The sequence below is a fragment of the Marinisporobacter balticus genome, assembly GCF_004345705.1.
GTDB classification, from domain to species: domain Bacteria; phylum Bacillota; class Clostridia; order Peptostreptococcales; family Thermotaleaceae; genus Marinisporobacter; species Marinisporobacter balticus.
Window position 1 is genome coordinate 99,390 of the sequence record NZ_SLWV01000009.1, and the last position, 21,639, is coordinate 121,028.

Annotated in this window: 22 protein-coding genes; 2 read left to right on the forward strand and 20 right to left on the reverse strand. The window is 34.2% G+C overall.

Going from position 1 to position 21,639, the window contains the following annotated elements; all coding sequences use genetic code 11:
• From EV214_RS19370 to ftcD, 18 genes are all read right to left on the reverse strand, one after another.
• Entirely contained in the window at positions 1-987 is a 987-nt protein-coding gene (locus EV214_RS19370) for a xanthine dehydrogenase family protein molybdopterin-binding subunit (RefSeq protein ID WP_279233115.1), read from the reverse strand.
• Positions 988-1,004: 17 nt separating this feature from the next.
• On the reverse strand, positions 1,005-2,249 hold the full coding sequence (locus EV214_RS19375) for a xanthine dehydrogenase family protein molybdopterin-binding subunit (RefSeq protein ID WP_132244689.1): 1,245 nt from the start codon (positions 2,247-2,249) through the stop codon (positions 1,005-1,007).
• Entirely contained in the window at positions 2,221-2,724 is a 504-nt protein-coding gene (locus EV214_RS08485; protein ID WP_132244691.1) for a (2Fe-2S)-binding protein, read from the reverse strand. The genes EV214_RS19375 and EV214_RS08485 overlap by 29 nt, the downstream gene beginning before the upstream one ends.
• Complete coding sequence (locus EV214_RS08490) at positions 2,717-3,586, reverse strand: FAD binding domain-containing protein (RefSeq protein WP_132244693.1); 870 nt, start codon at positions 3,584-3,586, stop codon at positions 2,717-2,719. The genes EV214_RS08485 and EV214_RS08490 overlap by 8 nt, the downstream gene beginning before the upstream one ends.
• A 19-nt stretch (positions 3,587-3,605) precedes the next feature.
• A complete protein-coding gene (locus EV214_RS08495; RefSeq protein ID WP_132244695.1) occupies positions 3,606-4,946 on the reverse strand; it encodes a 5'-deoxyadenosine deaminase in 1,341 nt (446 codons plus the stop codon).
• A gap of 243 nt (positions 4,947-5,189) precedes the next feature.
• The gene (locus EV214_RS08500; protein WP_132244746.1) at positions 5,190-6,509 is read right to left on the reverse strand and encodes an NCS2 family permease; all 1,320 of its coding nucleotides are present in this window, start codon (positions 6,507-6,509) and stop codon (positions 5,190-5,192) included.
• Positions 6,510-6,655: 146 nt separating this feature from the next.
• Positions 6,656-8,467, reverse strand: coding sequence for an adenine deaminase (gene ade / locus EV214_RS08505; RefSeq protein WP_243116602.1), 1,812 nt, complete (start codon positions 8,465-8,467; stop codon positions 6,656-6,658).
• Between the two features lie 23 nt (positions 8,468-8,490).
• Positions 8,491-8,781 carry a EutN/CcmL family microcompartment protein gene (locus tag EV214_RS08510; RefSeq protein ID WP_132244697.1) on the reverse strand — a complete coding sequence of 97 codons (291 nt, stop codon included), beginning with the start codon at positions 8,779-8,781 and terminating at the stop codon, positions 8,491-8,493.
• Positions 8,782-8,800: 19 nt separating this feature from the next.
• A complete protein-coding gene (locus EV214_RS08515) occupies positions 8,801-9,646 on the reverse strand; it encodes a flavoprotein (RefSeq protein WP_132244699.1) in 846 nt (281 codons plus the stop codon).
• Positions 9,647-9,704: 58 nt separating this feature from the next.
• Entirely contained in the window at positions 9,705-9,980 is a 276-nt protein-coding gene (gene pduA / locus EV214_RS08520; protein ID WP_132244701.1) for a propanediol utilization microcompartment protein PduA, read from the reverse strand.
• A gap of 17 nt (positions 9,981-9,997) precedes the next feature.
• Positions 9,998-10,387, reverse strand: a complete 390-nt coding sequence (locus EV214_RS08525; protein WP_132244703.1) for a BMC domain-containing protein — start codon at positions 10,385-10,387, stop codon at positions 9,998-10,000.
• A 69-nt stretch (positions 10,388-10,456) separates the two neighbouring features.
• On the reverse strand, positions 10,457-10,783 hold the full coding sequence (locus tag EV214_RS08530; RefSeq protein ID WP_132244705.1) for a hypothetical protein: 327 nt from the start codon (positions 10,781-10,783) through the stop codon (positions 10,457-10,459).
• Between the two features lie 17 nt (positions 10,784-10,800).
• Complete coding sequence (locus EV214_RS08535) at positions 10,801-11,067, reverse strand: BMC domain-containing protein (protein WP_132244707.1); 267 nt, start codon at positions 11,065-11,067, stop codon at positions 10,801-10,803.
• Between the two features lie 21 nt (positions 11,068-11,088).
• A complete protein-coding gene (locus tag EV214_RS08540; RefSeq protein ID WP_132244709.1) occupies positions 11,089-12,444 on the reverse strand; it encodes a UbiD family decarboxylase in 1,356 nt (451 codons plus the stop codon).
• Positions 12,445-12,467: 23 nt separating this feature from the next.
• Positions 12,468-13,022, reverse strand: a complete 555-nt coding sequence (locus EV214_RS08545) for a UbiX family flavin prenyltransferase (RefSeq protein WP_132244711.1) — start codon at positions 13,020-13,022, stop codon at positions 12,468-12,470.
• 27 nt (positions 13,023-13,049) lie between these two features.
• Positions 13,050-13,652 carry a cysteine hydrolase family protein gene (locus EV214_RS08550; RefSeq protein WP_132244713.1) on the reverse strand — a complete coding sequence of 201 codons (603 nt, stop codon included), beginning with the start codon at positions 13,650-13,652 and terminating at the stop codon, positions 13,050-13,052.
• Positions 13,653-13,731: 79 nt separating this feature from the next.
• A complete protein-coding gene (locus EV214_RS08555) occupies positions 13,732-15,282 on the reverse strand; it encodes a dihydroorotase (RefSeq protein ID WP_132244715.1) in 1,551 nt (516 codons plus the stop codon).
• 33 nt (positions 15,283-15,315) lie between these two features.
• Positions 15,316-16,242 carry a glutamate formimidoyltransferase gene (ftcD, locus tag EV214_RS08560; RefSeq protein WP_132244716.1) on the reverse strand — a complete coding sequence of 309 codons (927 nt, stop codon included), beginning with the start codon at positions 16,240-16,242 and terminating at the stop codon, positions 15,316-15,318.
• 365 nt (positions 16,243-16,607) lie between these two features.
• Here ftcD and EV214_RS08565 point away from each other — a divergent pair, with 365 nt between their 5' ends.
• A complete protein-coding gene (locus tag EV214_RS08565; RefSeq protein WP_132244718.1) occupies positions 16,608-17,300 on the forward strand; it encodes a cyclase family protein in 693 nt (230 codons plus the stop codon).
• A gap of 18 nt (positions 17,301-17,318) precedes the next feature.
• Here EV214_RS08565 and EV214_RS08570 read toward each other — a convergent pair whose 3' ends face one another.
• Entirely contained in the window at positions 17,319-18,989 is a 1,671-nt protein-coding gene (locus tag EV214_RS08570) for a PucR family transcriptional regulator (protein ID WP_165916313.1), read from the reverse strand.
• A 411-nt stretch (positions 18,990-19,400) separates the two neighbouring features.
• On the opposite strand from EV214_RS08570, the gene EV214_RS08575 reads away from it, so the two are divergent.
• A complete protein-coding gene (locus EV214_RS08575; RefSeq protein ID WP_132244722.1) occupies positions 19,401-20,723 on the forward strand; it encodes a nucleobase:cation symporter-2 family protein in 1,323 nt (440 codons plus the stop codon).
• 80 nt (positions 20,724-20,803) lie between these two features.
• Here EV214_RS08575 and EV214_RS08580 read toward each other — a convergent pair whose 3' ends face one another.
• A complete protein-coding gene (locus tag EV214_RS08580) occupies positions 20,804-21,421 on the reverse strand; it encodes a cyclodeaminase/cyclohydrolase family protein (protein WP_132244724.1) in 618 nt (205 codons plus the stop codon).
• Positions 21,422-21,639 lie beyond the last annotated feature (218 nt).

Consider the following 21,639-nt stretch of genomic DNA (forward strand, 5'->3'; position numbering starts at 1 on the left):
TTATTCACCCTCTCTTAATGAATCATTTATTGCCTTTAATACTTTATCTGGCGTAATAGGAATTTCATAAAATCTTACGCCTATTGCATCATATACAGCATTTAATATTGCTGGTGTAACAGCCGTCATTACTGGTTCTCCGATTCCTTTTGCACCAAAAGGAGCGGTAGATTCTGGATCTTCCACAATAATTTTTTGAAGGTCTATCATATCTAGTGCAGTTGGAATTAAATATTTTGAAAATTTATTATTATGAATCTTTCCATTTACACAATTTAAGTCTTCCATAATGGCATAACCTAGTCCCATTGCAAATCCACCATCGATTTGTCCTTCCACGAGTTCTGGATTAATTGCTCTTCCTACATCTTGCGCACATACACCTTTTATCACTTCTACGATCCCTGTTTCTGTATCCACTTCTACCTCAACACCGTAGCAGTTAAAGGTATATGGCCAATAAGGAGACCCTTGACCTGTTTCTTCATCCATTTGTGTTGATTGCGCTGTAAAACTTTCTGAAACTTTTATGTTTTCTTTTTCTACTAGTTGATTAAAATACACACACTTTTCCGGTTCCATCTTTAAATATATTTTATGATCTTCCATTTCTAATCCCAAAGTAGCATTTAACTTCAAATAATCTTTTGCCAAGTTTAGTAGTTTATTTTTCATAGATTCTGCCGCAAGTTTTATCGCATTTCCTGTATTATAAGTTTGACGACTCGCTGCGGCTGTTCCTGAATCCTGTGTTAACGAAGTATCTTCAGATATAAAGTTTATATCATTTACACCTAACCCTAATACTTCACCAGCAATTTGCATCATAATCGTTTTCGCACCTTGCCCTACCTCTGTTGCACATGAATAAATAGACACCTTTCCGTCCTTGTCTATTTCAACTACTGCTTTTGATACATCTGGAAACCCATTTCCATATCCTGTACCATAAAAAGTTGCCCCTATGCCTTTACCTCTTTTTTTCACACTATCACCTCTCTTCTTTAAAACAATTTGTTTTGAACTTCCTCTATACACTTCTTTAATGGGACACTTTCATTTAATAATTGACCCGTAGCTGTTTTACTTCCTACCTTAAAACAGTTTCGTAATCGTATCTCAATAGGACTGATCCCCAATTTTTCAGCAATAATATCCATCTGTTGCTCAGAAGCAACAGGTACTTGTGTAGCACCAAAGCCTCTCATCGCGCCACAATATGGATTGTTTGTGTAAACTGAATAACTATCTATCGCTACATTTTGAATTTCATAAGGTCCCGTAGCATGAACGCCCGCTTTTCTCATTACGTTTATTGCCCATGAAGCATATGCTCCTGTATCACCTATGAGTGTTGCTTCCATCGCTATTAATTTTCCATTTTTATCAGCACCCGTTTTATATTTCATGACTATTGGATGTCTTTTCGCATGCGCATAGAAAGATTCTTCCCTTGAGTAAGTCATCCTTATAGGTTTTTTGAGCAAATATGCGCCTAATGCTAGATGAATCTGAAGTGTTATATCTTCTCTTCCACCAAATGCCCCACCTACAGCTGGATTAATAATTCTTACTTGCTCCTTATTTACACCAAGTCCCTCTGCAACTTCAAGCTGATCAAAATGTGGATATTGTGTAGCTGCACATACATTTATCACACCCTCTTTATCTACATAAGATACACCTGATTCTGTCTGCAAAAATGCATGTTCAACCATGGATGTTTTGTACTCTCTTTCTACAATCACATCACATTTTTTAAAAGCTTCTTCCACATTCCCTTTTCTACATTTATAATAATAGCGTATATTGGTCGTATCATGTATGATGGGTGCATCCTCTTTCATCGCTTCAACAGGATCGAAAACTGCTGGAAGCTCTGTATACTTAATTTCTACCATCTTAGAAGCTTCTTTTGCTACCTTCTGTGATTTTGCAATCACAAAGGCAATTGGATCGCCAATTCTTCGAACCTTTTGGCTACAGAACACTTCTTGATCCTTAAATAAAACACCATGCGCATTCATTCCTGTCACATCTTTATGGGTTAATATTTTTACAACACCCTCTATTTCTTCTGCTTTTTTTATATCAACTTCAATTTTCGCATGCACTTTTGTAGATCGAACGGTATAGCCGTATAAAGCATTTTCTAAAAATATGTCTTGAGGATATATCGCTTTACCTGTTACTTTTGCCATCCCATCCACTCTTATTTCTCTATTTCCTACTATTTTCAGAGGCTCCATCCGACTCTTCCTCCTTTAAATATTTTGAAGCTAATGCAACTGCATCCACAATTTTGTTATATCCAGTACACCTGCATAAATTTCCTGAAAGTCCTTCACGAATTTCTTCTCTCGAAGGATTACTATTCTTATCTAATAATGCTTTCGATGACAATACCATTCCAGGAGTACAAAAACCACATTGAACTGCTCCAGCATCTAAAAATGCTCTTTGAATAGGATGAAGTCCATCTTCTCTTTCAAGCCCTTCTATCGTGGTAATATTACTGCCATCAGCTTGAAATGCCATAACAAGGCAAGACTGCACAGTTCTTCCATCCATAATGACTGTACAAGCACCACATTCTCCTTCTGCGCATCCTTCTTTCGTCCCCGTAAGCTGAAATTTATCTCTTAATAAGTCAACCAATCTTAATGCTTCATCTACATCAACTGTATACCCTTTATTATTTATAGTAAAGTTGATCCTAAACATTCTTTTTAGCCTCCTCTACTGCATCCTTGCATGTTTTTATAAACAATCCAGAAATAGCACTTCTTTTAAAATGCATTGAGCTTCTTCCTTTTAGTCTCTGTTCTACAATGTGAGACATATGCTTAGATACAGTATTTAAGAGTCCTGTACTAATTTCTTGATTCTTTAACATGCATTCTAATTCAACTTCTCTTTGCGGATATTTTCCTAGCGCGCCTGTTGCAATTCTGATATTTTTTATATAATCGTTTTTCTCAAGTTGTATATAAATGGAGCATGAGATTCTAGAAATCGCTAAAGCTTTTCTAAGTCCGAGCTTTTCAAATGCAATTCCTTCATTTCTTTTCAAAGTATTGAATTTTATAGCATATAAAAGTTCATCTTCTCTTCTATCCACACGCCCTTTATCTAAGTAAAATTCCCTCAGCGGAATCACTCTTTCTTTATCTTTAGAAATCATAATTAAGTTAGCATCTAATGCTAACAATGGAGGGACAGAATCTGCTGCTGGAGAACCATTGCAAATATTTCCTCCTATTGTTCCCATATTACGTATTTGAGGTGCTCCTACAGATTTGCACGCCTTCCACAATCCTAAAAATAACTTTTCAACTTCACCATTTTCAACAATGTCTGTGAATTTTGTTCCTGATCCTATAGAAGTTTTGTCTTCATTTATGTTAATAAACTTCAGTAATTTAAACTTTGCAATATTTAGAAGTTTACTTTTTTTGAATTTTTCATTTCTTATATCAATCACTAAATCAGTTCCTCCAGCTATCAGTTCTACATCTTTTCCTTCTTCATCTAATATATTTAATACCGCTTCTAATGTTGATGGTGTAATGCACTGTCTAATCATTGTATCAACCCCTAACTTTTTATTGAATTTTTGCTTTCTTTATTTGTTTTTTTAATATTCTATTTGCATCATTCATTACTGAAGATTCACTAAGGGTTGTTAATTCTCTATTTTTCATTAAGATCTTTCCATCCACAATCGTTGTCATTACATCTCTTGCAGATGCTGAGTAAACCAATTTGGATATGATCTCTGTATTTTCATGCGGTGCATTGTGTATATTCCTTAGATTAATAATCGCTAAGTCCGCTTTTTTCCCTATCTCAATACTTCCAATTTCACTTTCTAGTCCCATCGCTTTTGCACCACCGATAGTAGCCATTTCAAAAACACGGTTTGCAGGCATTGTTGTAGGTTCAAGTAGTCTTGCCTTTTGTATGAGTGCTGCGCTTCTCATCTCTGCAAACATATCTAGATTATTATTACACGGTGCGCCATCTGCACCAATAGACACATTTGCTCCCATATTTAACAATTCAGGTATTTTTGCAATTCCAGAAGCTAATTTAAGGTTTGAATTTGGACAATGCGCTATGTTCGTTCCTGTATCTGCCAATATTTTCATTTCCTCTTCATTTAGCCAAATACAATGTGCCAAAATCAAATTTTCACCCGTTAGTCCTAATTTATGAAGATACACAATATTGCGCATGCCTCTATCCTTTTGGACAAATGCAATCTCTCCTTGATTTTCAGATGCATGCGTATGAACCATAACATCATAATTTTTTGCCAAATCTCTTACCTTTAATAATAATTTTTCTGTACAAGAAACAACAAATCTAGGCGCGAAAGCATACTTTATTCTTCCATTTCCTCTTTGATGCCATATTTTTAATAACCTTTCACTTTCTTTTATTGATGCTTCTGTATTTTCCATCAAAGCATCAGGTAATCCTTGGCCATAATCCATCATACATTTTCCTATATGGGCTCTAAGCCCTGACTCCAATACAGCATTTAACGCAGATTCTGTATGATTTACTGTCTCCATATCTATTATGGAAGTGGTCCCCCCTTTAATCAACTCGGCAATACCAAGCTTTGCTGAAATATAATTTGATTCTTCTGTATGACTACCTTCTAATGGCCATATTCTCTTTTTTAACCAATCTAGCAATTCCAGATCATCTGCTTGTCCTTTGAATAAGCTTTGGGTTAGATGAATGTGTGTTTGAATAAGTCCTGGAATAACAACCATTCCATCTGCATCAATCACTTCATCCGCATTGACATCTAATTTAGATCCAATGCTTTTTATACGATTATCTTCTATTAATAGATCTCCACTCAATATCTCTTTGTTTTTATTCATCGTCACCAGATTTCCATTTTTTATTACCAAAGTCTTTTTTTCCATTTTTATTCTCCCCTTTAATCACTATAGAAAATATTTGTAATCGTTTTACTACCCTATTTACTCGTCATTCTTTGATCCCTAAAGTATGGCGTTTCTCCTAGCAAATATTTTATTCCATTTACATATCCACTTATGTGAATGACTATGATTTATTGCTTTATTTTGTATTTACCATAGTCACTCATATAAAAGAATAGGTTAGAAATAAAGCCTCTCCCCCTTGTAGGATAGAGGCTCTATACACTACATTGCAAATTTTAAAATAAATAAAATCGCCAATATATACATTGGAATAGATAATTCTTTGGTTCTTCCAGTTAACATCTTTAGAAATACGTATGCCAAAATACCAAAAGTTATACCTTCAGCAATACTATATGCAAGTGGCATCATAATGATTGTTAAGAACGCTGGAATGGCTTCTGTAAAGTCATCTAAATCAATTTTTTTGATCGGAGACATCATGAAAAGTCCAACTAATATCAGTGCTGGAGCTGTTGCAGCAGCTGGAATAATACGAATGATTGGTGAGAATAATAATGCTAATAAAAATAATACACCGCTCGTAAATGCAGTTAGCCCTGTTCTTCCTCCTACTGCTACGCCTGAAGCACTTTCTACATAAGTTGTTACTGTACTCGTACCCATCAAAGCGCCAAAAGTAGTTCCTACTGCATCTGCAAATAACGCTTGTTTTGCTTTTGGCAATTTTCCATCTTTATCTAACATATCTGCTTTCGATGCAACACCCACTAAAGTTCCTAATGTATCAAATAAGTCAACAAATAAGAAAGTAAACATAATTACTAACATATCCATACTAAATATATTTTTAAAATCAAGCTTAAATGCGATGGGTGCTAATGAAGGGGGTGCACTCACAAATCCTGTAGGCATTGATGTCACGCCAAAAGGAACTCCTATGATTGTTGTCGCAATAATTCCTATTAGTAATGCACCCTTAACGTTCTTAGCGAGTAGAATCCCAGTAATGATTAGACCAATGATCGCAACTAGCGCTATCGGATTTCCCATATCTCCTAAAGATACTTTTGTAGCAGGATTTGCTACAACAATTCCTGCATTTGCTAATCCTATAAATGCAATAAACAATCCAATCCCAACACTCACTGCATTTTTTATATTCATAGGCATTACATTGATAATTGCTTCCCGAATATTAAAGAAGGTTAAAATGATAAAAATAATCCCTTCTATAAAGACAGCGGTTAATGCAAACTCCCAAGAATATCCCATCCCTAAAACAACCGTATATGCAAAAAACGCATTAAGTCCCATCCCGGGTGCTAAAACGAATGGATAGTTTGCTAAAAATGCCATAATCAGTGTAGCAACTGCTGCTGATAAACAAGTAGCAGTAAATATTGCGCCTTGATCCATACCTGTTTCACCCATAATCAATGGGTTAACAATGATTATATATGCCATTGTCATGAATGTTGTAATTCCAGCCATTATTTCTGTTTTTATATCTGTATTATGCTGTGTCAGTTTAAAGGTGTTCTGGAGAAATCTTTTTTTTTCTAAACTATCGTGTTGCATATTCATTGATTAATCCCCCTTTATTTTTCTCTTTTTTTACAACTTCTGACGAACATTTTTTCATGCACTTGTTATATGTTTATTAAATATTTAAACAATTCATGTTAAAAAAATATGCTTTTTACACCTTATAATAAGGCCTATTTTTATTTAATAGGATCTAGCACAGTAAAATGGTTGACATCTATCAATCCCTTATCCGTAATCTTCCATTTTGGACTGGTCGATAATGCTAAAAATGATAAGTGCATAAAAGGTGCATGTACCTTGCAATCTAGTTCCCGTTTAACTGTTTCTTCTAGTGATGCAATTTTTTCACTCACTTGCGTACCTATTAATTCATCTGTAATGAGTCCTCCTACCGGAAGTCTTAAATCATCTAAAATTCTTCCATTTTTAGAAATTGCAATTCCTCCACCTATTTCAATGACATGATTTACTGCGATCGTCATATCCTTAAGGTTCGTTCCTACTACCATAATATTATGGGTATCATGTGCTACACTCTCCGCAAAAGCACCTGTTTTTAATCCAAAACCATTCACAAAAGCTTTTCCGATGTTTCCATTCCTTCCATATCGTTCAACACAAGCAATATATAAAGCATCTTGTCTTAAATCTACTTGCACAATACCCTTTTGCACTTTTACTTCAAATTCAAGGCATCCTGAAAGATTTTGATCTGGAATCAATTCAATTGCTCTTACTAAAGCTTTTGAACCTTTTGCTTCTATAACAAGTTCTTCCTCTTTTAATGGTTTTCTTTTCACTGAATTTTTCACTACATCTGAATAGATATACTTTGGCATATCTAATAGCAGTTTTCCATTAATCGCCGCTAATTTTCCTTCAATAAAAACACCCTCCACAACCATATTTGTTAAATCACTAATAATAGCAATATCTGCAAGTTTACCAGGTGCCAAAACGCCTCGATCTTCTAATCCAAAATAGGTTACTGGATTAATCGTAACCATTTGTATTGCTTCAATCGGATCAACGCCTTGCTCAATTGTTCTTTTAACGATCTCATTCATATGTCCTAGTTTTTCTAAGTCCGCTGAAAGCATATCATCTGTTGCTAAAATACAACGTCTAGAGTCCATTTTTTCTTCCGTAACAGCTCTAATACACTGTGCCATATTTTTTTGCGTAGAACCTTCACGCATAAACACGTAAACCCCTTGTCTCAACTTCTCTATACACTCTTCCTTTGTTGTTGTCTCATGGCAAGAACATTTTCCACCTGTTGTGATAATATGTGCTGCCAACTCATTTCCAAAAATATCCGGTGCATTTCCATCAACAATCTTTCCAATACTTCTTGCATAGCTTGTTGATGCGATAAGATCTGTAATAATCTCTGGCGTATTGCTATATACATGTTTTGCATTACTAAAACCTTGAAGTTCTCCAATACCTATCACATTCGGATAATTTAGAATTTCTTTCATATCTTTTGATGTTATATCATAACCAGCAGTTTCTAAGCTTGGACAATCTGGTGTTAATGCAGGTAGCACCAAATGAACATGATTTGGTACTACACTTGCTTCTTGTGCCATTGCTTTCATCCCTATAGGTCCAAGTGCATTGCCAATTTCATGTGGATCTGCTACGAGCGTTGTTGTTCCTGATGGAATAGATAATCTTGAAAATTCAGTAATTGTCAACATGCTGCTTTCGAAGTGCATATGTGAATCCATAAATCCAGGCGAAATATATTTTCCTTCAACATCTATTACTTTCGTATCCTCCCCAATTAATTTAGATGCATCGCCTACCATCAGAATGTATTTTCCCTTTATGGCTACATCTGCTACATAAGCTTCTCTCGTAAGTACATTAATTACATTTCCACCACGAAGCACAACATCTGCAAATGCCTTATCTCCCATTAAGACATCTACTAATTCTCTATACTCAATTGCTTTTTTTATTCCTAAAGCATCTAGCAATATTCTGCCTCCTCTCTACTGTTTTATTTTTTTGAATCTATCAGTTCATGATGCACATCTAAGTTATCAATAATTCCTATAATCGCTAGATCAATTGGCGATTGTGGCTTATTCGTAGCATGGCGTGCTGCTGCACCTGCTACATACAAAACTAATTCTCCAATCCCTGCACCTACTGTATCGACAGCAATAATAAGTGAACCTTTGGGATTGCCTTCAAGATCTAATTCTTGCATAATCATTAATTTTTGGCCCACAAGCCTTTCATCTTTTCTTGTGGCCACTGCCGTTCCAATAACTTTTCCAATTTTCATAAAATTTTCTCCTCCTGATTTACGTATTCCTTATGAGTTCAATATTTTTTTCTTTTGCATAATCTCTTGCCAGGGGAGTTATAATTGTATGCTTATGGATATGCAATTGATTCATTTTTCCTACCATTGCATAGATATCCTTTTGTGTAATGATTTTTCTTTTTGCTTCTTCTTCATTGATTGCTAAAATATCTATTTGTTCTTTTTTTTCTACATCTTTTGATTGGTTCTCTTGACATAAAGTTTTATCTTCATGCCTTAAAATAGTATCTATTGCAACAAGATAACTTTTTCTATCCAAAATTTTTAATCCCATTTTTTTTAAAAATGATAAGTTATCTTCTACAATTTGGTTTAGTATGGCATTTTTTGTATCTTTCCCATTACAAACAAGTCCTCTTGTATCTGCCAAAACCATCTTTTCTTGCCAAAGTGCTTGCCAAATACATAAAGATGCCATTGTATCTTGAATACCCGCTCTTAATTTAGCCGCTGTATTTTGGGTGAGCAAAGGTACGAGTACTAAATGAGATTTTTCAATTAAATCTAAATATTGTTCTTTATTTTCTTCTAATGAAATGGATACGCTATACAATTCCTTTTTTAGTCTATCTAACCCTATAATATTTTCTGCAGTTTTAGATAGGACAATATTTAGACAATATCCATATCTCTTTAACTGATTTAAATGATTTAGGATCTCGTCTATTCCATTATTACTACCTGTTAAAACAACCAAAATATTTTTAGTTTTATTGACTAAACCAACACTTCCCTGTCTATTTTTCATTTGAACCGACTGCCTTGTTACAATATTACTTGCTATATTATTAAGAATTTCTTTAACCAGAAAATTGTCTTTCATTTTTGCACCTCTTCATACATAACGCGAATACTTTTTTCATGTTATGTAGGTTTATTTCTTATTCTGATTTTAATAAAACTCTTTCTACTTCTGCATGAGGTCTTGGGATCACATGTACAGAATGTAGTTCTCCAACATTTCTAGCAGCTTCTGCACCAGCATCTGTAGCTGCTTTTACAGCCCCTACATCGCCTCTTACCATAACTGTAACCAATCCCCAACCAATTTTTTCATAGCCTACGATGGTTACATTTGCAGATTTTACCATTGCATCTGCGGCTTCAATCGCGCCTACTAATCCTTTTGTTTCAATCATTCCTAATGCTTGACCCATTTTTTTATTCCTCCTTATTATTCTTTTATCTGATTATTTTCAACTTTCTCGTTAGATTTTACATCTTTTTCAACCTTTTTTTGATCTTCCACTTTTTCTCCTTGCTCTTTTTCCAAATTTCTATTAAAAATATTAATGAGTGTTTGTACTTCCTCATGGGGTCTCGGAATAACACTATGAGCTAATACGGTTCCTACTTTTTCAGCTGCCATCACACCTGCTTCGACTGCAGCCTTTACCGCCGCTACGTCTCCAGCAATATGAATGGTGACACTTACAGCTTTGCCTGCTCCTATCACTTTTTCATAACCGACAAGACGAACTTCTGCTGTTTTACAAGCGCCATCAAGTGCAGTCACGGCTGTTGCTAATCCAAGTGTTTCTATTAAACCTAAAGCACCTCTCATTTTACACCTCCAACCATTGGCATATGGCTTGCTTACATACATTATTTATCGCAAAAAACATTATTTTCATCATTTATTACTTAGTTCTTCTAATGTCATCATTGTACTTTTTTTATTTGTATTCTTCTCACTTGTTTTGTTTTTTGATTGTTCTTTTATTGGGTGATCTATAAAATTTTCTAAATATGCATCCCATTTCACAGGCTCTTTTTTAACTGTTTTGTGCGTTGCTTGATCCTCTTTATGATATATCACCTCTTTTAATAATGATTCATATTTCTGATCAATCGTTCGTTCCTTTTTTGGTAACCCATACACTTCTACATTTGATTCAATATCTTTATTCATCTTTTTAGCAATATTCTTCATGATTCTTATTGCTAATGGATTTGCCATATCAACACCCCATTAAACTACTTTAATAGTTTTGCCACTTCATCATGTGGTCTTGGAATTACATTTATGGAAACTATCTCTGCAAGATCTTTCGCAGACTTTTCTGCACTCTCAATCGCTGCTTTAACGGCTGCTACTTCTCCTTCTACCATAACAGACACGATCCCTGAGCCAACAAAATTGAAGTCAACAATCGTCACGTCAGCAGCTTTTACCATTGCATCCGCTGCCGTAATAGCGGCTAACATACTTTTTATTTCAAATATTCCTAAGGCTTGTTTCATCCTCATTAATCCCCTTTATTCTTATTTTTCAATATTAGGAAAATATTTCTTAATGTCAATCTTTTCAAAGTTAGGTATGCGCGCTTTTTCAAATTTTATACAATCATCCCCTAGTGGTTTCGTAGCATCTAATCCCATTTTTGTTGTAATTCCTCTCACTACATGACTAGGTTCAAGCCCCGAACCTAAGGCCCCACCTATTACAACCAAATCATGATCCGCTTGAAATCTAGATGCCATTGCACCTTCTACTTCATCATGATCAAATATATTTACATCTTCATCTACAATAACTACATGCTTTACATCCGTACTACTTGCTAAAACGCCTAATATTGCACTTTTCCCATCTCCATCAAATTTCTTGTGAATAGAAGCAACTACATGAAATCTATAACCTCCTCCAATTGTAACATTCACGTCTTTAACATCGACTAATGCTTTTAAACGGCTATATACTTCAATTTCTCTTATGAGTCCATTTGAAAGATGTTCTTGTGGACAAGGAAAAGCAGTTTGGAAAATCGGGTTATTTCTATGCATAATCACTTTAACTTCTATAATTGGATGGGGTGCTTGACTTCCATAATAACCCATCAATTCTCCAAAAGGTCCCTCAAGTTCTCTTTTATTCGGTGGAATAATGCCTTCAAATACATACTCTGCGTGTGCAGGTACCTCTAAATCAACACTATGGCACTTCACAAGCTCTAATGGTTCTCCTCTTAACGCACTATCCACTTCATATTTGTCTAATCCATAAGTTTCTGAACTAATTTGTGATGCTAATAAAAGATTGGCATCATATCCTAGCACAACTGCTACTTCTAATGGTTTATTTTTAGATTCTAATGCTTGAAATTCTCTTGTTAAAAAAGGAGAAGCAATAAGTGCACTCATCTTATTCCCTTTAAGCATTTGAAATCTACGAACAGATACATATCTTTTCCCTGTTTGTGGATCTTTGACAACTAACATACCTGATGTAATATAGCTTGAGGAATCTTTTCCGTGATAAGTAGGTACGGGTAACATACTTTTAAGATCAATATTTCTCGTTAAAATATTCTCCATGATAGGTCCTTTATCTAAAAGCTTCGTAGGCTTTGGGTTCATCATCGCATTTATGAATTTTGCAATTCTCTCTTCATGCGTTACATTCAATAAATCATAATAAATTTCACGATTCCCAAAAAGTGCACCTACCACAGAAGTTTTACTTCCCCTTACTTTGTTAAACAACATTGGTCTTTCATTTTTGTAATGTTTTAGCACGCCACCCAATTCATATTTAGGATCTACCTCTACATCACAAATCTCTAAATAGCCATTTTTCTTTAGCTTATCTATTGTAGCTCTAAGCATTTGTCGTTCCACATTCTACCGCCTCTCCTTATTATTTATTCACCCCATCTTTTCATCAGATTGTGTTCTATTCCGATTTGGTCTAACATTCTACCCACGATAATATTTACGATATCTCCTATCGTCTGAGGCTGATGATAAAATCCTGGAGAAGCAGGCATTACTTTTACACCGATCTTTGCAAGCTTGAGCATATTTTCCAAATGAATCACACTAAGTGGTGTTTCTCTAGGTAATATAATCAGTTTTCTACCTTCTTTAATGGTTACATCTGCTGCTCTGCCCACCAGATTTGATGAAATGCCATTCGCAATAGCTGCTACCGTGTTCATCGAACACGGCGCAATAATCATTCCATCATTTTTGAATGATCCACTTGCAATTGCTGCAGCCAAATCATTATTGTCATAAGAATAACTTGCCAATGACCTTAGTTCTTCTAAGTTCATATTGCATTCATGTTCAACTACATATTCTCCCATTCTTGATACAACAAGATGTGTCTCTACGCCAAGTTGTTCGAGTGCTTTTAGTAGCGCAACGCCATATATTGCACAGCTACCTCCAGTTATCGCCACAGTTAGTCTCATCTTTCAATCCCTCTTTCTTCTAAAGGACTATTTCACTTTGTTTTCTGCGTCTCCGCCACCTGCCCATGCATCTTCTCCATTTTCCCATGCTTTTTTATAGGCATCAACCGTCATAACTTTTGTGAATATACTTAAATCATTTAAACCATATGCATGCATTTCTTCTGTTTTTGAAGCACAACCATCACTTAGCGTAATCACTTTATAAGCGTTATAAAGTGCATCCGATGCAGTACTTCTTACGCAAACATTTGTCCAAACCCCTGTTAGAACAACTGTGTCAATATTTTCTTCTCTTAAATATAAATCTAAATCCGTATGTGCAAAACCGCTATGTCTTCGCTTAGGTACGATATACTCTTCTCCTTCTGGATATAGCTCTTTAATAAAATCTGAACCCCAAGTCCCTTTTACTGCATGAACAGGTCTTACTCTAAAGTCAGCATCATTTTTTCTATGTGCTTCTTGAATGTGTACGAGATGAATATCGTCATCTTCTCTCGCTCTAACCCATTTTAATAATTCTTGTAGTGTTGGAACAATATCATCTCCACCTGGACATCTTAGTGGTGCTTTTTCTCCTATAAAATCATTTAACATATCTATTACTAATATCGCATGTCTTGCCATATTAAACGCCCCCTTTTTTTTAGCATAGCAGGCATTTATTTTTGCCTGCTATGCTTTATTGTATTTTAATAGTATGATCTTAGAACTTAATCGTTTTATCTAATTTCTGAATACTTTGTCTTTTAATCCATGTGCCAAATCCAGGTTCTACCATGATTCCTTTAATAGACTGCACTTCTTTTTTCACTTTTTCTGGATGATCTTTTCTATAGCTTACTTGATACTCAGCACTCTGTAAATCATCTGGTGTGTTAAATACAACATCCCAATTGTCATAGCTTGGTAGTACCCCTTCTTCACCATCTGAATAAACAAGATTTCCTCTAACGATTGTTTTAACAGGTTTTCCTTTTAGTTTCATGCCATGTAGTGGATTGTATTTTGCTAAAGTCACTTGTTCCTCTTGCTTAATCGTCCACGCTCTATCTAGATCAATAATGGTAAAGTCAGCATCTGATCCAATAAACATTGCCCCTTTTTTAGGATATAATCCATAATGAATCGCTGCATTCTTAGAAAGTACCTCTACTAATCTACTTAATGAAATTCTTCCCTTATTGTAACCTTCACTCACAAGAACAGGTACCATTGTTTCTACGCCAGGAATTCCTGGGAATGCAGTCCAAATATTTGTTCCCGCTTTCGCTTTTTCGCTTTCGATTTCATAAGGGGCATGATCCGTAGCAACAAAATCAATACTTCCATTTCTTAATGCTTCCCAATGCATTTCATTATCTTCTTTTCTTCTTAGTGGCGGTGCAATCTTCGCACATGCCCCATGCTCGGTCATTGCTTCTTGTGCATTAAGTGTTAAGTAGTGAGGACAAGTTTCTGCTGTCACACTTAATCCTCTTTTTTTAGCTTCCCCTACAAGCTGTGCACCAATACCTGTACTCATATGTACGATGTGCAGTCTAGCGCCTGATTCTTCAGCAAAGCTAATCCCTAACTGAATCGCTGTCTTCTCTGCCAATATTGATCTTGCTTCTGCCCAAGCAGGTCCATCTAATCGTCCTTCTTCTTGATATTTTTTAACATAAAAATCACACATCGCAAAGTTCTCTGCATGAATCCCTACAGGCAATCCCGTTTCAGCAACTGCTTTAAAGCATTCAAACATTTCTGGATCTGATACTCTAGGATAGGTTGGAACCGATGGTGTCATATAAAGTTTAAATGCAACAACGCCTGCATCTACTTGTTCCTTTACGTTGTGCAACCAACCTTCTCGTACATCTTCTCCTGTTACCCCACCCCATAAAGCAAAATCAACTAACGCTTGAGGTTTCCATAAAGATACTTTTGTATTTAGCTGTTCAACACTTCTTACAGATGGAACAGAACAGCATGGCATATCAATAACCGTTGTAACGCCACCCGTTGCAGCAGCAGCAGAGCCTGTTAATGTGTTTTCTCTGTGACCAAAACCTTGATACATAAAGTGCGTATGCGAATCAATGCATCCAGGCATTGTTAAATTTCCCTGTGCATCTATTATATTACCCGCTTCTACATCTGTTAAATCTTGTGTGAAACCTGCAATTTTTTCATCTTTCACTAAAATATTTGTTAAAATTGTGTCATCACCTTGCGGAATTCTAGCGTTTTTAACAATTACATCTACTTTCATTCCAAACCCCTCCTTATGTTTATTTCCCTATATTTATTTCATTAAATGCGTTTCTAATATTTGTTGTCTATTAAGGTTTTCTAATCCTAAGAAATATTCAAGAGAATTCAGTAAATATTCTAATTTAACAGGTCCTACAAGTTCTGAACCCGTAACAGCTACACCATATCTTGCTGCTTCTTGTTTTACAAAACTAAAAGTTCTATAAAGTGGCGTATTTTCACAGTCAAACATATTCATAGATACTACTACACCTTCTCTTTCTGGAAACTTAATCCCTACTGCTCTAACCGTTGAAAATCCTCCGCTTGGCCCTCTAACACCTTTTGCTATTTTCTTTGCGATCTGTACATCTTCAGTGGCTAAGAATACATTATATGCAGTCAAGCCTTCCATATCTGCACTTACAATCGTTGCCCCTCTTTTATCGCATAGTTTTCCATCTACACTTAAATCTGGTTTTCTCTTTTCATAATCAGGATGTGACTTATCCTTTAATAAATCTTTTAACCCCTCATATTGCCCTTTTCTAATGAAAGCCAATGCTTTCTTATCTTCTGTTTTTGCATTTACCCCTGAAAAATAAACAGGTACTTCATATCTATTAAATAGTTCTTCTCCAATTTCTTCTGCTACTTCCTTGCATTCATCTAATGTAATATTTTTGAATGGAAATAATGGAATCGTATCTTGTGCACCGATTCTAGGGTGTGTACCTTTTTGTTCTTCCATATTGATTAATTCATACGATTTTCCAGCCATATTTAGCAATGCTTCTTTTAAAGGTTTTGGTTCTCCTATAAGGGTTACAACGGTTCTGTTAAAATCATGCTCTGGTTCAACACTGACTAAAGTTACACCTTCAACATTTCTAACGACATCTGCTATTTTTTCAACAACATCTTTTCTTCTTCCATCACTAAAATTTGGAACTGCTAATACATACTTTTTGTCCTCCATAAAATGACCTCCATTTATTTGATTTGTATTTTGTATTTGTTTTTTATTTCTGTATATTCTAAATATTCTAATCAAACTCATGAATACCTTTATGTACTATTTACAAAATATGCAATATTTACAAATGATATTATTATATATTTTTGTGTTATTTCTACAATTTTCTTAGTGCTATTTATTTTTTCTATTCCTTTTTTTACTATTGAACCTTATTATTTCAACGGTTTGTTTATTATTTTATTACTTCATTGTAAAAATTTTAGTATAGAACAAAAAAAAGGAATTTATGAAACTGTATTTAATAATTCATAAGAGCCGAAATTGATCTAGTAAATATTTAAAAATAATCAGAAGGAGCTGTTTAAATGAGTTTAAGATTAATTGATCTTTCACAGGAAATTTTCCAAGGTATGTCTGTTTTTCCAATGCATCAAAATACATTTATTATGACAAACATGACCCATGAGGAAAATATGCAAGCAACAGGTAGCAAATCGCTCGGTTTCTCCGCAAGAAATCTCTTAATTAGCGAACATGGCGGTACCCATTGCGATGGAGTTTGGGAATATAAACCATCTGGACAAACAATTGATAAAATGCCCATTGACTATTTTTGGGGAAGTGCAATTTGTATAGATTTATCTCATATTTCACCCACAAAATACATTGAACCTAAAGATTTGGAAGAAGCTTTAAAAAATTCAGGTCAGACTATTTATCAGGGAGATATTGTCTTACTATATACAGGTCACTATGACAGATATTTCAATACCGACAAATGGCAAACAACCTATTCTGGACTTAGCTATGCATCCGCCACATGGCTTGCTAAGCAAGGTGTTGTAAATATCGGTGTAGATGCCCCTGCCATTGATCATCCAGATGATTTGAATTTTTCAGGTCATTTAGTTTGCGGAGAATATGATATAACCAATACAGAAAACCTATGCAATTTAGATAAAGTAGTCAATCAAAGATTCTTATTCTTTGGCCTACCTCTAAAAATTCGAGATGGTTCTGGTTCTCCTATTCGTGCTGTAGCTCTTGTAGAAAAATAGTAAAACATCAACTCCATTCTATGGAGTTGATGTTTTACTATTTATATTTAGTATATTCATAATTTTTAACGCAGTTTCTAAATTGAATCGATCTTCTGAATCTTCGATGTCTCTTTTTGTTATTTCTTTTATTCTTTGCATTCTATATAGTATGGTATTGTAATGCGTGTATAGTATTTTTGAGGTTTTCTTCAAATTCCCATTCGTCTCAAAATATATCTGTAGCGTTTTTACAAACTCTGTATTTTTATTTTTGTCATATTCTACAAGGGGCGAAAGTGTATCTTTATAAAATTCATATAGCTCTTCATTCAAATATTCATTACAAAATATTTTATATATTCCTAAATCTTCAAAGAAAATCGTTTCCTCTTTGTTAAATATTACGCCCATTTCAATTGTTTTATGTGCATCTTGCATGCTTTTATATATTCGTTCTAATCCTTTGTAAATTCTTCCAATTCCAATTGCATATTTCTGTTTAATACTATTTTCTTTGATAAATTTATTTATTTTATCTCCAAAACTTCTTATCTTTTTTCGTTCATCCTTTTCTAAATGCCACATACTGAGTATGTAAATTCTGTCTTCCTTCAATACAATTAACGTATGCCATTTATGATTTTCACAGAATTTTTCCAATTCTAATATCAATTTGTTGTTTAGTCTAATTGTTTCTTCTGTATTATTTTTATTTTTTATAAGAATGTTCGTTACAATATAATATGCATCACAATCGAATTTATAAATATTTGCTCGGTTCATAGCGTTTTGTTTTCTCTTACTGTCTTTTGAAATAATATCTTCAAAAAATTCTACTTTATATCTATGTTCCACAGCATAAACAGAACTTTTCATTAAAAGATCCAAAGCAATAATATTAGAGGCAGACTCTAATACAACTGTATCATAATGACATATTTTTCTATTCATTTCCCAAATCAAAATGTGTCCATAGATACTCCCTTTTACCAAAATAGGAATAATTATTTTTTTTACATATACATCCTCAATTTGATCCATCTTTTCAACTTTCTTATCGATCTTCATATTATCAATATTTTTGAAAAAGAAATCATCACTTTTTTTTATAAGTAAATCATACGGATAAGGTTCATTCTCCATTTCATGATATATATATTCTCTAAAATAATGATTTCGTATGAGTATTGGATTTTGAATGATTGCTTTGAGTGTTTTAATAATTTCTTTTACGCCTCCACCCTTCAAAACAACACCCATAAGCTCATTATGCATCCAATCTACTTTCTGTAATAAAGCAACTTGCTTGTTAAAGATCTCCTTAAAAATGGGTGTCATAATATCTGTAAGTGATTTGGCATATTCAATGTCTATGATAGGAATTCCTAATGTGTCTGCAAGATTAATAACTTCTTGCGAAAATTCATTCATATACGGATATATTTTAATACCGATTCCAGCCAATTTCTTCTTCCTTGATTCAATAATAAATTTTCTCTGCATATTAATATCATTTTTCTTAAAAGAATATGCCGTTGTAAGTAATAATTCTCCTTCACTAACCCATTCCAGGATATCTGGATCTGCCATAATATTTACTCTACTAATAATATTGTGCGCACCATTATGCCCTGCAATTATTTTGCTTTTCTTCAAACAATCCATTTCCATTGCGCGCTTAATTGTAATGCCACTTTCTTTTAGCATAATTATCTCCATCCTTGATCAAATTATAAAACAATGGACACTTATTTTTTGATAAAGCTTTCATTTTTTTCTATTTCTATACATAATTTCTAAAAAACACTATGAATTCCTTTAATTTATTGTGATTACTTCAAAAATATTATTTATTTACAGATTGTATACTTTTAACAAATTAAGCAATCGTTTGTTTTTTCATATTTGTCGAATATCTTATGAATTTTATCTTTTATTCCATGTACATTTATCCTAAAATATTATTACTTTTCACCAAAGGATTTTTCAGAAATCTTCAGAATATTATAAATATTATGCAAGGTTTTGTATTATTCTTAAAAGGAGGTGTTCCTAAGTTTCTTTCCATTTTAGAAAATTAAATTTAGGAGGTTAACACATATGGAAAAAAGCACTTCAATGGGTACCGCAAAAAACATTTTAAATAATACAGAAATCATCTATAAAATTGATGATAAACCACCGCTTCACTTTAGTATTCTCCTTGCGTTACAGCATATAATGGCTGCATTTGGTGGTATAGTAGCCGTTCCGCTTGTTATAGGCGGTGTCTTAGGTCTTCCTATAAATGATATCGCTTATTTAGTAAGTGCCGCTCTTTTTATGGCAGGGGTAACAACTTGGCTTCAAGCAAGAGGTTTAGGGAAGATAGGGGCTCGTGTACCCTGTGTAATGGGCACAGATTTCACATTTGTTGGTCCATCAATAGCAGTTGGTCTAAGTGGTGGTCTTCCTGCAATTTTTGGTGCAACAATCCTCGGTTCATTTGTTGAAATTGTTTTGAGTAGATTTATAAAACCTTTAAGAAAATTTTTTCCACCAATTGTTACAGGTACAGTTGTTATACTAATTGGTTTAACATTACTCCCCGTTTCAATCGACTGGGCTGCTGGTGGTTATGGTGCACCTGATTATGGTAGTCTTAAAAATGTCGTAGTTGCTATGTCTGTTTTATTTGTAACAATGCTACTAAATAGATATGGTAAAGGTTTTGTAAGTTCAGCTTCAGTTATTCTTGGTCTAATCTTTGGTTACATCATAAGTTTTCCTTTAGGTTTACTTAATTTTCAACCAATAAAAGATGCAGCTTGGATTGCTTTCCCTACTCCTTTTAAATATGGTATAAGCTTTGATTTTAAATACGTTATTCCTTTCCTTTCTGCCTATTTAGTTACAACAATTGAAACAGTAGGGGTTTTAATGGCTGTTGGTGAAGCTTCAGGAAAAGAACTTTCTTCTGAAGAAATATCATCAGGTATTTTATGCGATGGTGTAGGAAGCTGCCTTGCAGGTTTCTTTAACGCTGGACCAAATACTTCTTTTAGTCAAAATGTTGGTTTAATTCCGCTTACTAGAGTTGCAAGTAAATTTGTTGTTATTCTTGCTGGTATTATTCTTGTATTATTGGGTATATTCCCTAAGATTGGTGCACTTGTTGCGATCATGCCAAACCCTGTTCTTGGTGGTGCTGGAATTATTATGTTTGGTGTTGTTGCAGCTGCTGGGATCAAAACAATCAAAGACGTTCCACTTAACAATCGAAATATGCTTATTCTTGCCATATCATTAGGTTTAGGTCTTGGTGTTACAGTGCGTCCTGATTTTATTGCACAACTACCTGAAATTTTAAAGGGTCTTTTCTCTTCTGGTATCAGTGCAGGTACAATTTCTGCTTTGTTTCTAAATATTATTCTTAAAGAAGAAATTATCCAAGAGGAATAAAATTCAGACTTCATCTATTAAACTTCATAACCTAAAAAGACATAGCCAATGTATTTTGGCTATGTCTTTTTAGGTTAATATTAAAGCACAACTTTTGATAAAATATCTTTTTCTACTTTTTCTACTTTTGATTCAATCGCCGTTACTTCTTTTGTTACTTTTGCAACAAAAGCTTCATCTTTAATAGAGCCTAAGTTGATTTTAACATTATATAGTGCAGATAACACAGCTGTTCTTGCCATCATCGCAGCTACTGCCCCATCTGTAACAGCATTTTGGTTTCCTTTTACCACAACTTTTTCGATCATCTCCATAATCTTAAATGCGTCTTTTGCTACTTCAAGTGGTACTAATGAAGCCTTCTTTGTGCCTTCTTGAATGGCCTCTTTTCTCTTTTCTTTTTCTTCATCTGTTTCTTTTGGTAATTTAAATGCTGCCATTACTTCGTTAAATGCATCTGAATCTTTGTCTATATCCTCTACGAATTTAGATCTACATGTTGCTGCAACTTTAGCAATTTCTTTCATCTCTTCTTCTACTTCTACATATTTTTTCTTTCCAATGGTTAAGTTTGCTACCATTTCAGTAAGTGCTGCTGCAATTGATGCACTCAGTGCTGCAATACTTCCACCACCTGGTACAGGGTCATTTGATGCTGTTTTACCTAAAAAATCTTTCACGTTCATTTCTGCTAACATATTTTTTCCCCCTTAGTATAATAGAGCTCTCACGGAAACTCTTCAGTCCCTGTGGTTACTCTCTTATATTAATCAAAATTTTTATTGATTCCCCCATTTTTTTTACATAAAATACTTGACACGCGTATAAAAATTTGCGGTCATGCTCCTGAAAATACATTTTTTAGGAGGAATATTTTATGCTTAAAACTTGGACTTCTCATGCTGAATATCAACAA

What these genes read in the sequence shown, in the direction of transcription:
- EV214_RS19375 (WP_132244689.1), bottom strand. Translation starts at nt 2,249, where the DNA reads ATGGAGCCTCTGAAAATAGTAGGAAATAGAGAAATAAGAGTGGATGGG.
- EV214_RS08485 (WP_132244691.1), bottom strand. Translation starts at nt 2,724, where the DNA reads ATGTTTAGGATCAACTTTACTATAAATAATAAAGGGTATACAGTTGAT.
- EV214_RS08490 (WP_132244693.1), bottom strand. Translation starts at nt 3,586, where the DNA reads ATGATTAGACAGTGCATTACACCATCAACATTAGAAGCGGTATTAAAT.
- EV214_RS08495 (WP_132244695.1), bottom strand. Translation starts at nt 4,946, where the DNA reads ATGGAAAAAAAGACTTTGGTAATAAAAAATGGAAATCTGGTGACGATG.
- EV214_RS08500 (WP_132244746.1), bottom strand. Translation starts at nt 6,509, where the DNA reads ATGCAACACGATAGTTTAGAAAAAAAAAGATTTCTCCAGAACACCTTT.
- EV214_RS08510 (WP_132244697.1), bottom strand. Translation starts at nt 8,781, where the DNA reads ATGAAAATTGGAAAAGTTATTGGAACGGCAGTGGCCACAAGAAAAGAT.
- EV214_RS08515 (WP_132244699.1), bottom strand. Translation starts at nt 9,646, where the DNA reads ATGAAAGACAATTTTCTGGTTAAAGAAATTCTTAATAATATAGCAAGT.
- pduA (WP_132244701.1), bottom strand. Translation starts at nt 9,980, where the DNA reads ATGGGTCAAGCATTAGGAATGATTGAAACAAAAGGATTAGTAGGCGCG.
- EV214_RS08525 (WP_132244703.1), bottom strand. Translation starts at nt 10,387, where the DNA reads ATGAGAGGTGCTTTAGGTTTAATAGAAACACTTGGATTAGCAACAGCC.
- EV214_RS08530 (WP_132244705.1), bottom strand. Translation starts at nt 10,783, where the DNA reads ATGGCAAATCCATTAGCAATAAGAATCATGAAGAATATTGCTAAAAAG.
- EV214_RS08535 (WP_132244707.1), bottom strand. Translation starts at nt 11,067, where the DNA reads ATGAAACAAGCCTTAGGAATATTTGAAATAAAAAGTATGTTAGCCGCT.
- EV214_RS08545 (WP_132244711.1), bottom strand. Translation starts at nt 13,022, where the DNA reads ATGAGACTAACTGTGGCGATAACTGGAGGTAGCTGTGCAATATATGGC.
- EV214_RS08550 (WP_132244713.1), bottom strand. Translation starts at nt 13,652, where the DNA reads ATGGCAAGACATGCGATATTAGTAATAGATATGTTAAATGATTTTATA.
- EV214_RS08555 (WP_132244715.1), bottom strand. Translation starts at nt 15,282, where the DNA reads ATGAAAGTAGATGTAATTGTTAAAAACGCTAGAATTCCGCAAGGTGAT.
- ftcD (WP_132244716.1), bottom strand. Translation starts at nt 16,242, where the DNA reads ATGGAGGACAAAAAGTATGTATTAGCAGTTCCAAATTTTAGTGATGGA.
- EV214_RS08565 (WP_132244718.1), top strand. Translation starts at nt 16,608, where the DNA reads ATGAGTTTAAGATTAATTGATCTTTCACAGGAAATTTTCCAAGGTATG.
- EV214_RS08570 (WP_165916313.1), bottom strand. Translation starts at nt 18,989, where the DNA reads ATGCTAAAAGAAAGTGGCATTACAATTAAGCGCGCAATGGAAATGGAT.
- EV214_RS08575 (WP_132244722.1), top strand. Translation starts at nt 19,401, where the DNA reads ATGGGTACCGCAAAAAACATTTTAAATAATACAGAAATCATCTATAAA.
- EV214_RS08580 (WP_132244724.1), bottom strand. Translation starts at nt 21,421, where the DNA reads ATGTTAGCAGAAATGAACGTGAAAGATTTTTTAGGTAAAACAGCATCA.